This window comes from Vibrio coralliirubri (genome assembly GCF_024347375.1).
Classification (GTDB): Bacteria; Pseudomonadota; Gammaproteobacteria; order Enterobacterales; family Vibrionaceae; genus Vibrio; species Vibrio coralliirubri.
Window position 1 is genome coordinate 338,580 of sequence record NZ_AP025470.1, and the last position, 14,606, is coordinate 353,185.

Here is a 14,606-nt window from a genome sequence, read left to right on the forward strand (position 1 = left end):
GTAAATTAAATAGACACGAGGAGCAGAGAAAAACTTACAGACAGTTAGCGCTTTTTTGTGTTGATTGGATGCAATGAGTGGTTTGAGGTATGCGGTTTCGGTGCAGAATCAAAGGATGATAAAGGGTTAGAAACCTAAGGTTTTGGAGTGAATATTGAGAAGAAAAGAAAAAGGCTGAGTCGTTGAACTCAGCCTTTTAGAAGGTTAACTATGGATTACTGAAGTAATCTATTTAGTTAGGTCAATCTGGTAAACAGCGAAACCAACATCGTCAGTCGCAACACGTTTCATCGGGTATTGACCCTTCTCTTTGATGAACTCTGCTGCTTTCTCGCTTGGCGACGTTTCAAAGCGGATATCTAGTTTGTTATCTGTTTTGATTGGCGCAAATGACCAGTTGTTGTCAGCCGTTGGGCTTACTTGACCTTGCTCTTTGCTTACGCGAGAGATGTAGTTTGCAAGAACAGTGCGGTTCTCATCTGGTGCATCAAATGCGATGAAGTCTTCACCTGTGCCTGGGAATTTAGCACTGTATGCACGGTAGTTGTTGGTTGCGATCAGGAAGTCTTGCTTCATGTCGATTGGCTTACCTTGGTAAGTTAGGCCAACAATACGCTGTGAATCAGGGTTAACGACTTTACAGTTTGCATCGTATTTCGCAGGTTGAGTTACGTCGATTTGGTAATCAACACCGTCGATAACATCGAAGTTGTAAGTACGGAAGTTATCCCACTCGATCAACTGTTGTGGTGCCGTTGAGTTAACATCCACTTGGTTGAACTGACCTGCAGAACACTCAAGCCACTCTTTTACTTCGTGACCTGTTACCTTCATTGCAACTAGCGTGTTCGGGTAAAGGTATAAGTCAGCCGCGTTACGGAATGTCAGTTGGCCAGATTCAACCTCAGTGAAGTTCGCTGGGTCATTCTTACGGCCGCCCGCTTTGAATGGCGCAGCAGCAGAAAGTACAGGTGTACCGTCTAGGTCTGGGTCACCTTGGATGAACTGTTCAACGTAATCTTTCTGTGCAAGGTTAACAATCTGTACTGTTGGATCGTCTTGTACTAGAGACAGGAAGCTGTACATCACGTCGTCTGCTTTACCAATCGGTTGGTTAACAAACTCACGAGTACCAGCGTGGTCTTTTTCTAGTGCTGTTACGATGCCTTCATCAGCAGCTGCAAGCGATTTCTTCTCGATCTTGTCGTAGATAGGGCGTGCTTCTGATTGGCCTTTTACGACTTCCCACTTACCGTCTTTTTGAGCAAGTGTTAGGTCCATAACACCAACGTGGCTACCCCAACGACCTGGCATTACTGCTGCAACGCCGTTCATTGTACCCGTTTCGTTATCGATGCCTTGAATGTCATCAAAACCTTTACCTGGGAATACGGCGTGAGAGTGGCCGAACGCGATTGCATCAATGCCGTCTACTTCAGATAGGTAGAACGTTGAGTTCTCTTCGCCATTTTTGTATGGGTCAGTTGATACGCCTGAGTGAGGGATAGCAACGATAACTTCAGCGCCTTCCGCTTTCATTTGGGGCACTAATTCGTTAGCTGTTTCAATGATATCGCGAGCGATTACTTTACCTTCAAGGTTCTTCTTATCCCACGTCATGATTTGTGGTGGAACGAAACCGATGTAGCCGACTTTTACTTCATGCTCTACGCCAGCAGTATCTTCAAACGTGTGCGTCTTGATGATGTAAGGCGTGAAGTAGTGTTCTTTGGTTTTTGCGTCGTAAACGTTAGCACTGATGTACGGGAAATCAGCGTCGTTGATCGACTCTTCTAGGAACTCAAGACCGTAGTTGAATTCGTGGTTACCTAGGTTTGCAGCGTCGTAGCTTAGCTGGTTCATAGCTTTGTATGCAGGGTGAACTTCACCCGCTTCGATGCCTTTGTCTGCCATGTAGTCACCCATTGGGCTACCTTGCAGCAAGTCACCGTTATCGACTAATACGCTGTTGGTTACTTCGTTTTGAGCTTCTTTTACTAGAGTTGCAGTACGTGCTAAGCCGATTTTTTTCGATGGCTTGTCTTTGTAGTAATCGTAATCCATTAGGTTGGTATGGATGTCCGTTGTCTCTACGACACGTAGTTTAATCACTTCATCGGTATCTGGTGTTGTTGTACAGCCTGCTAGAGTCAAACCAAGACCCGCAAGTACAGCCAATGACAAAGGTTTCATTGCAACTTTCATTTTGTAGCTCCAAAGTGGATAGTAGAAAATTCGTTGCGTAATGTAACAAAATGCAATGAAACAATGATTACAACGAATGTGAATTCGTGACTTAGATCGATTACTTTATGGTGTTCTGCAAGACGCCTCCCAAACCTGCTCAATCAATGAACAATTGATATCGATAAGATTAGTCCATTCATTTCACCTGCTTATCGATAAATTAAATCCCTTATCAGCTTTTCGAATAAAAAATGAAATTTTAGAATTTCCAGTAATATGAGAGGCTCGTCATAATGCCTATATCAAGGACGTATCAGGCAGACGAATAGCAAGGATAGCTCAACACGAAGCTTCTGTTTTCTTCTAGTGCCAATACTCCCATTCACTCAAGTGGATGAGTTAAATCCCATGCTTGGCAAGACCAAGTAATGAATTGCTCGTAACGCGAGCCTTAAAGGAAGCACTGAAATGGACCAAGAACGTTTAACCCACCTAAAACAGCTCGAAGCGGAAAGTATTCATATTATCCGTGAAGTGGCGGCTGAGTTTGATAACCCAGTGATGATGTACTCCATCGGTAAAGATTCTTCTGTGATGCTTCATTTAGCTCGCAAAGCGTTTTACCCAGGCAAGATTCCATTCCCACTATTACACGTTGATACGGATTGGAAATTCCGCGAGATGATTGAGTTTCGTGACCGCACAGCAGAAAAGTACGGTTTTGACCTTTTGGTACATAAGAACCCTGAAGGTATCGAGATGGGTTGTAGCCCATTCGTACATGGTTCTTCGAAACACACAGACATCATGAAAACTCAGGGCCTTAAGCAGGCGTTAAACAAGTATGGGTTCGATGCGGCTTTCGGTGGCGCGCGTCGTGATGAAGAGAAATCTCGAGCGAAAGAGCGTGTTTACTCTTTCCGCGATAAGAACCACACATGGGATCCAAAAAACCAACGTCCAGAGTTGTGGCACACCTACAACGGTCAGGTGAATAAGGGCGAAAGCATTCGTGTATTCCCATTATCAAACTGGACTGAACTGGATATTTGGCAATACATCTATCTAGAGAGCATCGATATTGTTCCGCTTTATCTTTCTGATAAACGCCCAGTTGTTGAGCGTGATGGCATGCTGATCATGGTTGATGATGACCGAATGGAGCTGCAAGAAGGTGAAGTGATTGAAGAGAAAAGCGTTCGTTTTCGTACTTTAGGCTGTTACCCACTAACCGGAGCGGTTGAATCTGAGGCGAATACGCTCACGGGCATTATTGAAGAGATGCTGGTGGCGACGTCTAGTGAGCGTCAAGGTCGAGCGATTGACCACGATCAGTCGGGCTCTATGGAGCTGAAAAAGCGCCAAGGTTATTTCTAAGAATCTAAGGAAAGAAAAATGAATAGTGCAGTAGAAGCCGAATTGGCTGAACTAGGGATTGAAGGTTATCTAAGTCAGCATCAGCATAAATCTATGCTTAGATTTTTAACTTGTGGCTCGGTAGATGATGGTAAAAGTACGCTAATCGGTCGCTTGCTCCATGATACAAAACAGATTTATGAAGATCAGCTAGCGGCGGTTCACTCGGATAGCCAACGAGTGGGTACCACAGGTGAGAAGCCTGACTTGGCACTGCTTGTTGATGGTCTGCAGGCTGAGCGTGAGCAAGGCATCACCATCGATGTGGCTTACCGCTACTTCTCGACTCAAAAACGTAAATTCATTATTGCTGATACCCCAGGGCATGAGCAGTACACGCGCAACATGGCAACAGGCGCTTCAACGTGTGATCTAGCGGTGATCTTGATTGATGCTCGTAAGGGTGTTCTGGATCAAACCCGTCGTCACTCGTTTATTTCTAACCTGCTTGGTTTGAAGCATTTCATCGTCGCTGTAAACAAGATGGATCTCGTGGATTATGCGCAAGATCGTTTTGAAGAAATTCGCGATGAATACCTAGAGTTTGCAGAAAACCTAGAAGGCGAAACCAATATTCAGATCTTGCCAGTATCGGCGCTTGAAGGCATCAACGTTGCTGCACCAAGTAAAGAGCTTGCATGGTTCGACGGCCCATCTCTACTTGAAGTGTTAGAGAATGTCGACATCGATCAAAAACGTTCTGCGGGTGAATTCCGATTCCCTGTTCAGTACGTAAACCGTCCCAACTTAGACTTCCGTGGTTTTGCAGGCACCGTTGCCTCTGGCCGTGTCAGTGTGGGTGATGAAATCAAGGCGCTGCCGTCGGGTAAAACCTCTAAAGTTGCACGCATTGTGACTTTTGATGGTGACTTGGAATCTGCACAAGCGGGCTTGGCGGTAACGCTGACCCTTGAAGATGAGATTGATATCAGCCGTGGTGATTTGATTGTGCTAGAAAACGCGCAGATTGAATCCACTAACCACGTATTGGCTGACATCGTGTGGATGACAGAGCAACCATTGCAACCGGGCAAAGCTTACGACATCAAGATCGCAGGCAAGAAAACCGTTGGTCAGGTTGAAACAGTTCGTCACCAATACGACATCAACAACCTATCGACTCACGCTGTCGATGAGTTGCCACTGAATGGCATTGGCTTGTGTGAATGGTCACTAAACGAGACTGTCGCGCTGGATAAATACTGTGAGAGTGCGGATACCGGTGGCTTCATCGTGATCGACCGACTAACCAACGTGACGGTTGGCGCGGGTTTGATTCGAGACCGTTTGGACTCTGTTGAACAGCAAGTCGGTAACTTCTCTGCATTTGAACTTGAATTCAACGCATTGGTTCGCAAACATTTCCCTCATTGGGATGCCAAAGATCTAAGCCAACTACTGAAGTCATAAACGACCAAGTAACAGCTTATTGAATCAGGCGGAAACCGATCGTTTCCGCCATAAAGGACGGGTATATGTGGCAACAAGGATTTGTATTAGCGATTTTGCTCGGCATCATTACTTGCCTGCTCGTTACCCGTATTAAGCCAAGCTTTATCTTTGCTGGCGCGGCGTTTATTGCTTTCATGGCTGGCATGATCGACTTGTCGAGCCTAGCCAATAATTTCACTAACTCCTCGTTACTGACTTTAATTCTTCTGATCCTCGCATCAAGTGCGTTGGAGAAAACTCGCTTAATCAGCTGGGTTAGCCGCAATATCTCTGAAGGTAGGCTAGGTACCGTGGTTGCGAAGTTGGGTATTTCCACAGCGTTACTTTCTTCTTTTACTAATAACACCGCGGTGGTTGTTTCTTTGATCGCGGCGATCAAACGTAATCAACAGCACGCGCCGTCTAAGTTACTTATCCCATTGTCATACGCTGCCATCTTAGGTGGCACCCTGACATTGATCGGCACCTCTACCAATTTGATCATCAATAGCTTTGTTGAAGATGCAGGTTTACCGAGCTTAAACTTTTTCACACCTACCTTGATCGGTTTAGCGGTTTTGGTCGGTGGCGTATTGATCCTTATCCCTCTTAGCTATTTTCTACCCAGTTACGATGATGGTTCTCAAGATGATCTGCCTTACTTTTTAGAAGCCAGAGTGGAGCCCGGTTCACCGTTAGTTGGTCGTAGTGTTAGCGAGAACAACCTAAGAGCTTTGAGAAAACTGTTCTTAGCCGAAGTGATTCGCGACGGTAAAACCACCGCATCGATAGACCCTGACTTCATACTTCAAGCTCGTGACCGATTGCTGTTTTGTGGCGATGTCGAGAGCGTGGCGACACTGCAAGAAATCCAAGGACTGACTCTGTTTGGTCAGCACCACTTGAACGGCCAGAGCTTCGTTGAAGTGGTGGTGAGTTCATCAGCAAGCTTTTGTAACAAAACCCTGAAAACCAGCCAGTTTAGAGACCGTTTCGATGCGGTTGTGGTTGCTATTCGTCGTGGCCATGAGCGCCTTGAAGGTGGTCTTGGTAATATCACATTGACCGCTGGTGATACTTTGATTTTGGTTCCCGGCAAGCGCTTTGAAGAACAGCGCCAACAACACAACAAAGAGTTTGTGTTGATGAATGACTTAGATTCGAGTGCCAAGCTTGATGCAGATAAATCGACGTTCGTGTTGCTCGGCTTTGCTAGCGTGATTGGTCTCGCTCTTATCGATGCAGTACCAATTATCAAAGGCTTAGCAGGTTTTCTACTGTTGCTGGTGGCATTTGGCGTGGTGCAGCTTGGTGAGCTCCGTCGCCGTTTTCCGGTTGATATTGTGGTGATCGTGGGCTCAGCTCTGTCTATTGCTCAATTGATGATTTCATCGGGTTTGTCTGAGCGGATGGGGCTGATGTTCATGGAGGCGTTTAATGGTTGGGGCGTGTTCGGCGCGTTAGTTGCTACCTACTTTATGACCTTGGTTCTGACGGAGTTGGTGACCAATAATGCGGCCGCAGCACTCTCATTTCCGATTGGCTACAGTATGGCAGTAGGTTATGGCGTTGACCCTATGCCGTTCATCATGGCGGTACTGTTTGGTGCCAGTGCCAGTTTTATCTCTCCATACGGTTATCAAACCAACTTACTTGTTTATAGCGTAGGTAATTACCATTTAACGGATTATCTACGTATTGGCATTCCAATCTCGATTGTTTATTCGGGTTTGGTATTGACCCTAATTCCTTATTTCTTCCCATTTTAATGCTGTTTATTTAAAGGACTAATTATGACCGCAGTACTCAAACCCAAAGATGAGAATGTTGTGTGGCATCAACACTCGATTGATAAAACATTTCGCGCGGATCTGAAATCACAAAAGCCAGCCGTGCTCTGGTTCACGGGATTGTCTGGTTCTGGTAAATCGACAGTCGCTGGCGCATTAGAAAATCGCTTGGCACAGCTTGGTTACCATACTTACTTATTGGATGGCGACAATGTGCGTCATGGATTATGTAGTGACCTTGGCTTCTCTGAGCAAGATCGTAGAGAGAACATCCGTCGTATTGGTGAGCTTGCTAAATTGATGGCAGATGCAGGCTTGATCGTGCTGTCAGCCTTTATTTCTCCGCACCAAGCTGAAAGGCAACTCGTGAGAGATTTATTGCCGGAAGGTGAGTTTCTTGAGGTGTTCGTCAATACGCCATTAGAGGTTTGCGAACAGCGTGATCCTAAAGGTCTGTATAAGAAAGCACGTGCCGGAGAGATCCCGAACTTCACAGGTATTAGTTCAGTGTACGAAGCGCCTCAGAACCCTGAGATTGATCTACCCGCAGGTGAGAAGACACTCGATGAATTGGTCGAACTGTGTATTGATGCGTTGGAGAAGCGTAATATTTTAGCCAATTGAGATCGTTGGTATGACTAAGACTGTCCACTTATTCATGACTGATAAGTAGTGCAGCCTTGGTTTACCGAGACAAGAAACCTATCCTCTAGATTCTCTTTATTCCTCTCAATTCACCTCACTTTTTACACCGTCTATTCTTTACACCGTCGAGTGTCTAGACGGTGTAATTCACACTGCTTTTCACTTCTGTCTGAACCGTGAATTTCTGGCTCAATAGTGCAATCAGTTGGTCGTAATACTGCGTGTTTGGCTTGTTGCCAAGCAAGGTACAAAGCTCATTGCCTGTAGGGCTGAATCGATAGTAAACCAGCTTCACGCCTTTTGATAACGGTGCCAGTGACATGCTCTTACCTTGATAGGTTAGGTGCAGGGCTGGATCGAAATCAATCTCTCCGGATTCCAATTCTGTACCCAGAATAATCCCGAGCTCTATCAAGTGGAGCAGGCTAGAGTAGGGCAGGTTGTGCCCACCAAGGTTGATGGTGTTGGTGGTATCCCTTTTGCCAAAGCTGAATAGCCCTGCATGAGATTTAAAACCGAGTAAGAGCTTTCTGCTGCTATCGCTACCAAAGCTACAACCCAGTGATGCCGCTCTTTGTAGAGTTAACGCTTCTTTTGGTGTCATGTCTTTTAAGATCTGCAGTGCCTTCATCGATGTCGAGCCTGGATTGGTGACTTCTCGTTTCAGTACTTGAGCCCATAGCCTTTGCATCGATGTATTGTGGATCTCTTGTGCCATGTCGAAGAAACGATATAGCCAGTCCTGATCCGGGTCTCCAGCCGCTTCATCCTTACATGAAGAGTGCGCCAACTTTAGAATCTGTTCTAGGTTCTTTTGGCGAAGCTCTCTACGCTTTTTCTCTCGTAATAGTGCCCGTTCGATAAGCGTACTCTCAGCTTTATCGTTTGGTTTTGCACTATGACTAATTAAGGAATCGAGGCCGAAGCTTTGTGCGATGTGCAGCATTCTGCTGGCACTGTCGGCAATATGAGGCTTTTTCTCATGCTTATGCTGTGTGTCGCTAGCATGCTCAATGATCACTGGCTGTTTGGTTTCTGACATAAGAGTACCGTTAGGAGACGATTCAATACCAAGCGTAGTAAATAATTGCTCGCTCTAGCTTGTTAAAACGCTCGATAACTGCGTTAGAATTTTTGATTGTAGAATAACTACTTATCAAAAAGCTCCGCCTTGTTCTCAAGCCTTTTTCCTACGCTATTTCTGAACACTTACTTATTGTGGTTGGTATAACTGTCTAAAATGTACCTCTTTATTTTATTGGTGGCTATATTTTGCGTGCAGAGTTGAAGGTTTCAACAAAATTTTACTTTTGCTAATGATAATAAAATGTTAAATTTGTTGTAATTCTCAAGGAGGAGTTATGAATCAAGTCAATGATAACAAGCTGAAGAAACAGCTTAGTATAGGGTTATTACTCGCGACTTATGTCGCTGTTCTAGCTTACTTATCTAATTACATCGCGTAATTCAGAAGAAAATTATCGTTATTAAACTGTTATTGAATGATCACACTCGTTCAGTGACGGCAGCTCATCCTTGAGCCACCCTTCTAATGACTACATGTCGTCATATTCTTCAATCGCAGTACCTTCAATAAGATAACCGGTTTGCGCTAAGTCATGGCTGATTGACTCAGTTTTCAGCGTTCCGACCAAATAGATCACATCCCATAACTGCTGTATTGGTGCACCTTTCGGGAACTTCACGTAGATGATTTGGTTCGGTGGCGGCGGTGGCACGTGGATACATGCGCCAAAGTACGGTACCAGCAGAAACTCAGTGATCATATTCTCATCACCTTCCAATGGAATCACAAAGCCAGGAATCTTTACTGTGCTGCCATTCAGCTCTGGGCGAACAGCACCAAGTGTCGATTGTTGAGGTTTATCCATACTATTGTGGTCAACCATCGGCATACCAAATGAATCTAGCTGAGCGCGCTCTGATTCCGGAATCAAATCAATCCATTCAAGTGTTAATACCGATTCGTCATTTTGAGTGGTTTCAGCGTGAGCTGCACTGATAAATGGGAACAGAAGTAGCCCAAGTATCAGTAGGAATTTGCGTTGCATCGTAGGTTCCTATTTTAGATTCGAATCGTCATGCCATCAGACAATGACTGGCGGTAAGCCCTGAAAGCGGGAATAAAGCCGATAATGATTCCGGCAACTTGTACCAGCATAAGCAGTTTCCACTCGTGCGGTGTGATTGCGGATATCGATATGTTGATACCATAACTTTGTTGCACAATAGGAGCAACCACTGCGATCAGCGCAAACAACACTGCAACACCTAATGTAATACCAAGGAAGGTTAGCGCACTGGCTTCACTGATCAGTAAACCAAACACATGACGAGGTCTTGCGCCCATCGCACGTAGGATGGCCATCTCTCGGCGCCTTTCTTGCAAGCTAGTGAGTAGGCTACTGAGCATGCCCAATAAACCGGCGACGACAACAAACCCTGAAACAATCAGTAGTGCTTGTTCTGCTACAGCCATCATTCCCCACAATTCGTGAAGCGCAATGCCCGGCATAATGGCGCTTAAAGGTTCTTGGCGGTAGTTATTGATTTCTCGTTGCAGTGCGAAGGTTTGAATCTTCGAATTCAGCCCGAGCATCATCGCGGTAATCTGCTTCGGTTGGAAATCAAAAGTCTTTAAGGTTTCGGCATCCGGTGTGTGTCCTAGGTTGGCACCTGACTCCCAGCCAACATGAATCGCTTCAATAGCCTCTAACGAAACATGCACGGTTTTATCTACTGGTGTCCCGGTTGGTGCCAGTATTCCGACAATTTTGAAGGGCAGATTATCGTGACGGCTAAACGCAACATCACTGATACCGTGCGCAAGAATGATTTGATCACCGATTTTGTAATCTAGCTTCTTCGCAACATCGGCACCAATCACTACGTCAAATAGTTGATTAAACTCTTTACCTTGCTGAAAAGTAAGTGGTTGCTTACTTCCATAGCGATAGTTTTCAAAGTAACTATGATTTGTACCCATCACACGGAAGCCTTTGTGTGAATCGCCCAATGAGATTGGTATCGCCCACTTTACTGCGTTGTGCTGGCTAAATTCTTCATAGCTTTTCCAGTCGATGTTGTTGGTCGCATTACCGATTCTGAATACTGAGTAAAGCAGCAGGTTTACCTGACCAGAACGGCCACCAACGATAAGGTCAGTACCTGAAATCGTATTGGCGAAGCTGCTTTTTGCTTCGGTTCTAACGCGTTCTACGCCGAGCAAGAGAATGACGGATACCGCCACCGTGAGAATAGTGAGAATAGCCGTGGCTTTACGGTTGAGTACGCTTTTTAAGGCTAAGTGAGTAATTACTTTCATACGACAACCTTAGCTTGGTTAACGGTTTTTAAATCTATGGTTCGAGTGAACAACTTTTCTAGTGTTGGATCATGGCTAACAAAGATAAGAGTAGACCCTGCCTGGTTGGCTTGTTCTAGCAACAGTTCGATAAAAGCTTCTCGGTTGTCATGATCCAAAGCTGAGGTTGGCTCGTCGGCAATAATGATTTTGGGTTGGCCAATCAAAGCACGAGCGGCAGCAACACGTTGTTGTTGACCTATGCTTAACTCGGTAACGGGCTTGTCCATTAAAGCTTGAGGTAGCTTTAATCGGAGTAACAACTCTCGAGCCGTCTCTTGTAAGCTTTTCTGGCTTTCTGTGACTTGCTGTTTACGAATCTGTGAAAACTGGCAAGGAAGCGTCACGTTATCGATAACTGATAGATAAGGAAGCAGGTTAAATTGTTGGAAAATATAACCAATATGATCGGCTCTGAATTTATCTCTTTGACGAGGTGTAAGCTGAGTGAGGTCTTGTTCAAGGATTGAGACTTCTCCTTGCTCAGCTTGGTTGATTCCGGTTAGTAGCCCTAACAAAGTTGATTTTCCACAACCACTTGGCCCTTTAATAAAAAGGTGCTCTTGGGCTTGGATGTACAGAGAGGGGATCTCTAGCGTTGGTGGTAATTCAGGCTTCCAACGAAAGCTGATATTTTCGAGTTTGACCACAAATGATGAACTGTCAGAAGACATGCTAGCTCCAATAATTAAAGCGGTGTATCTACTGGACAGTAATTTGAAGCATAAATTCCCCAGACACACCGATTTGAACAGCCAAGTAAGCGATGACTTACCTGACTGTTTATTTTACGTTTAATCCGATCTAGGAGTGATTAGAATCGGAAACTAATACGCTCTGCGTTAAGCACTTCTTGTACTTGAGCTGTGTCTGTTAGTAAGTTCACAGTCATTTTTTCTGTATTACCGAACTTAGAGAACCATTGAGTGCTAACTGTGTCTAGCTTAGCAACGTCTGAACATTGGTAATGGTACTCAACGGTGAATTCGCCGTGGCCACCTTCAGAGTGGTCATGACCTTCGTGGTCATCATGATCGTGTTCAGCGTGGTCATGGCCTTTGTGGTCGTCATGATCGTGCTCAGCATGGTCATGGTCTTTGTGGTCGTCATGATCGTGCTCAGCATGGTCATGGCCTTTGTGGTCGTCATGATCGTGTTCAGCGTGGTCATGGCCTGCGTGGTCGTCATGACCGTGTTCCGCATGGTCATGGCCTTCATGGTCGTCATGACCGCCTTCTAAGGTGTTTGCCACTGACTTGAACTTCAGAGTACAACTCGCATTGTTAAAACTAAACAGCTCTTCTGGCTTGTTTAATTGTGCGATAGCCTGCTCAAACACTTTCTTCTGTTCTACAGTTTCTGGAGCATGTTCAAACCCAACCACATCCGCGCCTGGAGCTGTTACTTCAACAAGCAGTTCTTGCCCATCTTGCGCGATGTTTACTTCAACTTGACCATGTACGTGTGCATCATGAGAGCGGAATTCTTCGTTAGCTAGAACATTTGTAGAGACAGTCATGCCGATAACAACGGCTAAAATAGTAGGTTTCATGTTTTTTTCCTGAATAAAGGTTAATTAAAAAGTAGTGGTAATTAAGCGATATTTACAGGAGGTGAGCGTGCCAAATAAGCGAAATATAGCCGTTGTAGTGAAGTTACTGACTCTGTGATAGCGACAGTAAATTCCGAATGGAACTCTGGAATCTGTGGTAGTGAGTGCGCTGTGATGAACTGATTAAGCGAAAACAGCTCACAATGGTGTGAGGTGTGGTGCTCTGGTGCGATATCCACGATGTGTGTTGCGGCTAACACGCTTAACATGAGCATAAGCCCAAGCAAGAAGCCTGTTTTACGTTTCACATTGTTGGGTGTGTTTTGCCACATCAGGATGATTAACCACAGAATTAAAAAAGGATATTGTTATAATATAACAATATCCTTTGGTTAGGTCTCGAAAAAGACGCGAATATCTTATTAAAGACTCGCTTTAATCAACTCAATGACTTGAGTGACTTCTGATTCGTTTAATGCACCTTCTTTTACAAACAAGATTTTACCTTGCTTGTCTTGAACGATAATCGCTGAGCTTTCTTCTTTTAGAGCCCATGATGACGCAACGGCGCCGTCTTCATCTAGGACCATAGAAGACCATGGGAATTCTTCTTTGCTGCTTTCGGCAGACGACTTAACAAAAGACCCAGTCCCCCAAATCGCATCATCTTGGTTGATGATGGTGGTGGTTTGGTAACTGTCTTCTGAGAACTTCGATGCGGTAATGGCTGCCATCAATGGTGCGTTGAGCTCTTTAGAGCTGCTGCGGCCAGCGATAGCTTGAACGACGCGAACTTTACCTAGAAGATCATTGGTTGCCCAAGCTTGATATCCAGTATTTCCGTCGTTTAGAACAATCTCACCATAGTTACTCACATCGACGGCAGGCAGGGTAGCGCCTACTGATAGGTTGTGAGCATTGGCGAAGAATGGAGAGGCTGCGGCTAAAAAAGCCAGTAGAGTTTTGTTTTTCATTATATTTTTGTTCCGCTTATTGGTTTGCACTGGAAGTATAATATGAAATTTGAAAAATGCCTCTTTAACTTTTTTATCGTACGACGTAGAAATAAGTTGCAGGCTTGTTACCAAAAGGTATAATGCATCAATATCGAGATGAACAATAGATTATCTTGCTGTTTGCTAAAGGAATTAGCGATTAAATGTGCTTTGAACAACGACGCTGTTCAGGTATGTGACTGTAGTACTCAAATGGAATTGAGGTTGTATTATGTTAAGAAAATTTTCTACTTACCGTCCACATCAGGTGGCGCGTTTCGTTAAAGTCCTGTTCAAAGGCCAATTTGCTATTGAAGGTGTTGGAGAGTTTCGCTTCGACCAAGGCAAGGTGCTTCTTCCTGAAGTTTCAGACAAACAAAAGCTCATTATTTTTAAAGAAGTTAACGGCACGATTGCTGCGTTGTCGGTGTAACTGCGCTTTATCGATTTGTTTGCACCGAATAGATTAACAATGAAAAGGGCTTCCTAATGGAAGCCCTTTTTTAATGCGTGTACTTTCTCGCTGGTATGTCGAACGGCACTTTATTGTGGAGGGAAGCAGACACCTGTTCCACCCAACCCGCAATAACCATTTGGATTTTTAGCTAGGTATTGCTGGTGGTAGGTTTCTGCGAAAAAATATTTTCCAGCAGGCAGAACTTCCGTCGTGATCTCGTTGCCTAAAGATTCAGTCATTGCTCGTTGATATTCACGTTTAGAGTGCTCAGCGATAGATTGTTGTTCTTCACTGAAGGTGTAAATCGCAGAACGGTACTGAGTCCCTAAATCGTTGCCTTGGCGCATTCCTTGAGTTGGGTCATGACGCTCCCAAAAGGTCTCAAGTATTCGAGCTAGAGAGGTTTGTTCACTATCAAATATGACACGAACGACTTCAGTATGGCCGGTTTGCCCAGTACATACTTGTTCATAAGTGGGATTAACCGTGTAACCGCCAGCGTAACCAACGGATGTTGAAATAACGCCATCCAATTGCCAAAACAAACGCTCAGCTCCCCAGAAGCATCCCATACCAAACAGGACTTCTTGTTGAGAGTCCGTAGGCGCATCGAGCAGGTCGGTTTGATTGACGAAATGGCGCTCAGTGATTCGAATTGGGTCAGCATTTCCCGGTAGTGCGGTTGCTGCAGAAACCAGTTGTTGTTTGTTTAGCATGTTATATTCCTTTTCGCATACGTTTACCGCGC

Annotated in this window: 14 protein-coding genes; 5 read left to right on the forward strand and 9 right to left on the reverse strand. The window is 44.9% G+C overall.

What is annotated here, in order from left to right; translation table 11 throughout:
- Positions 1–228 precede the first annotated feature (228 nt).
- Complete coding sequence (locus OCV20_RS01635) at positions 229–2,205, reverse strand: bifunctional 2',3'-cyclic-nucleotide 2'-phosphodiesterase/3'-nucleotidase (protein ID WP_048618628.1); 1,977 nt, start codon at positions 2,203–2,205, stop codon at positions 229–231.
- Positions 2,206–2,655: 450 nt separating this feature from the next.
- On the opposite strand from OCV20_RS01635, the gene cysD reads away from it, so the two are divergent.
- The 4 genes from cysD (at position 2,656) to cysC (ending at position 7,448) form a co-directional block, all read left to right on the forward strand.
- On the forward strand, positions 2,656–3,564 hold the full coding sequence (cysD, locus tag OCV20_RS01640) for a sulfate adenylyltransferase subunit CysD (protein ID WP_012604891.1): 909 nt from the start codon (positions 2,656–2,658) through the stop codon (positions 3,562–3,564).
- 18 nt (positions 3,565–3,582) lie between these two features.
- A complete protein-coding gene (gene cysN, locus OCV20_RS01645; RefSeq protein WP_086775411.1) occupies positions 3,583–5,013 on the forward strand; it encodes a sulfate adenylyltransferase subunit CysN in 1,431 nt (476 codons plus the stop codon).
- A gap of 65 nt (positions 5,014–5,078) precedes the next feature.
- On the forward strand, positions 5,079–6,803 hold the full coding sequence (locus tag OCV20_RS01650; protein WP_086775412.1) for an SLC13 family permease: 1,725 nt from the start codon (positions 5,079–5,081) through the stop codon (positions 6,801–6,803).
- Positions 6,804–6,827: 24 nt separating this feature from the next.
- Positions 6,828–7,448, forward strand: a complete 621-nt coding sequence (gene cysC, locus OCV20_RS01655; protein WP_017067555.1) for an adenylyl-sulfate kinase — start codon at positions 6,828–6,830, stop codon at positions 7,446–7,448.
- A gap of 154 nt (positions 7,449–7,602) precedes the next feature.
- Here cysC and OCV20_RS01660 read toward each other — a convergent pair whose 3' ends face one another.
- The 7 genes from OCV20_RS01660 to OCV20_RS01690 form a co-directional block, all read right to left on the reverse strand.
- Positions 7,603–8,511, reverse strand: a complete 909-nt coding sequence (locus OCV20_RS01660; protein ID WP_086775413.1) for a TIGR03899 family protein — start codon at positions 8,509–8,511, stop codon at positions 7,603–7,605.
- 514 nt (positions 8,512–9,025) lie between these two features.
- Positions 9,026–9,541, reverse strand: coding sequence for a DUF3299 domain-containing protein (locus OCV20_RS01665; RefSeq protein ID WP_086775414.1), 516 nt, complete (start codon positions 9,539–9,541; stop codon positions 9,026–9,028).
- Between the two features lie 14 nt (positions 9,542–9,555).
- On the reverse strand, positions 9,556–10,815 hold the full coding sequence (locus OCV20_RS01670) for an ABC transporter permease (protein ID WP_048605937.1): 1,260 nt from the start codon (positions 10,813–10,815) through the stop codon (positions 9,556–9,558).
- A complete protein-coding gene (locus OCV20_RS01675; RefSeq protein ID WP_086775415.1) occupies positions 10,812–11,528 on the reverse strand; it encodes an ABC transporter ATP-binding protein in 717 nt (238 codons plus the stop codon). The genes OCV20_RS01670 and OCV20_RS01675 overlap by 4 nt, the downstream gene beginning before the upstream one ends.
- Positions 11,529–11,668: 140 nt before the next feature.
- Positions 11,669–12,406, reverse strand: a complete 738-nt coding sequence (gene zrgA / locus OCV20_RS01680; RefSeq protein WP_086775416.1) for a zinc uptake protein ZrgA — start codon at positions 12,404–12,406, stop codon at positions 11,669–11,671.
- Between the two features lie 41 nt (positions 12,407–12,447).
- Positions 12,448–12,738, reverse strand: coding sequence for a DUF2607 family protein (locus OCV20_RS01685; RefSeq protein ID WP_017063722.1), 291 nt, complete (start codon positions 12,736–12,738; stop codon positions 12,448–12,450).
- 90 nt (positions 12,739–12,828) lie between these two features.
- Complete coding sequence (locus tag OCV20_RS01690; RefSeq protein ID WP_086775417.1) at positions 12,829–13,380, reverse strand: YtfJ family protein; 552 nt, start codon at positions 13,378–13,380, stop codon at positions 12,829–12,831.
- Between the two features lie 253 nt (positions 13,381–13,633).
- Between OCV20_RS01690 and OCV20_RS01695 the strand changes: the two genes are divergently transcribed.
- Positions 13,634–13,834 carry a DUF1107 family protein gene (locus tag OCV20_RS01695; RefSeq protein ID WP_086775418.1) on the forward strand — a complete coding sequence of 67 codons (201 nt, stop codon included), beginning with the start codon at positions 13,634–13,636 and terminating at the stop codon, positions 13,832–13,834.
- 110 nt (positions 13,835–13,944) lie between these two features.
- Here the strand turns inward: OCV20_RS01695 and msrA are convergent, their stop codons facing one another.
- Positions 13,945–14,574: a peptide-methionine (S)-S-oxide reductase MsrA gene (msrA, locus tag OCV20_RS01700; RefSeq protein ID WP_019821425.1), complete on the reverse strand. Its 630-nt coding sequence runs from the start codon at positions 14,572–14,574 to the stop codon at positions 13,945–13,947.
- Positions 14,575–14,606: the final 32 nt, after the last annotated feature.

Coding starts and splice junctions, on each gene's coding strand:
- msrA (WP_019821425.1), bottom strand. CDS start 14,574: ATGCTAAACAAACAACAACTGGTTTCTGCAGCAACCGCACTACCGGGA.
- cysN (WP_086775411.1), top strand. CDS start 3,583: ATGAATAGTGCAGTAGAAGCCGAATTGGCTGAACTAGGGATTGAAGGT.
- OCV20_RS01670 (WP_048605937.1), bottom strand. CDS start 10,815: ATGAAAGTAATTACTCACTTAGCCTTAAAAAGCGTACTCAACCGTAAA.
- OCV20_RS01650 (WP_086775412.1), top strand. CDS start 5,079: ATGTGGCAACAAGGATTTGTATTAGCGATTTTGCTCGGCATCATTACT.
- cysD (WP_012604891.1), top strand. CDS start 2,656: ATGGACCAAGAACGTTTAACCCACCTAAAACAGCTCGAAGCGGAAAGT.
- OCV20_RS01685 (WP_017063722.1), bottom strand. CDS start 12,738: ATGTGGCAAAACACACCCAACAATGTGAAACGTAAAACAGGCTTCTTG.
- cysC (WP_017067555.1), top strand. CDS start 6,828: ATGACCGCAGTACTCAAACCCAAAGATGAGAATGTTGTGTGGCATCAA.
- OCV20_RS01665 (WP_086775414.1), bottom strand. CDS start 9,541: ATGCAACGCAAATTCCTACTGATACTTGGGCTACTTCTGTTCCCATTT.
- OCV20_RS01690 (WP_086775417.1), bottom strand. CDS start 13,380: ATGAAAAACAAAACTCTACTGGCTTTTTTAGCCGCAGCCTCTCCATTC.
- OCV20_RS01635 (WP_048618628.1), bottom strand. CDS start 2,205: ATGAAAGTTGCAATGAAACCTTTGTCATTGGCTGTACTTGCGGGTCTT.
- OCV20_RS01695 (WP_086775418.1), top strand. CDS start 13,634: ATGTTAAGAAAATTTTCTACTTACCGTCCACATCAGGTGGCGCGTTTC.
- zrgA (WP_086775416.1), bottom strand. CDS start 12,406: ATGAAACCTACTATTTTAGCCGTTGTTATCGGCATGACTGTCTCTACA.
- OCV20_RS01660 (WP_086775413.1), bottom strand. CDS start 8,511: ATGTCAGAAACCAAACAGCCAGTGATCATTGAGCATGCTAGCGACACA.
- OCV20_RS01675 (WP_086775415.1), bottom strand. CDS start 11,528: ATGTCTTCTGACAGTTCATCATTTGTGGTCAAACTCGAAAATATCAGC.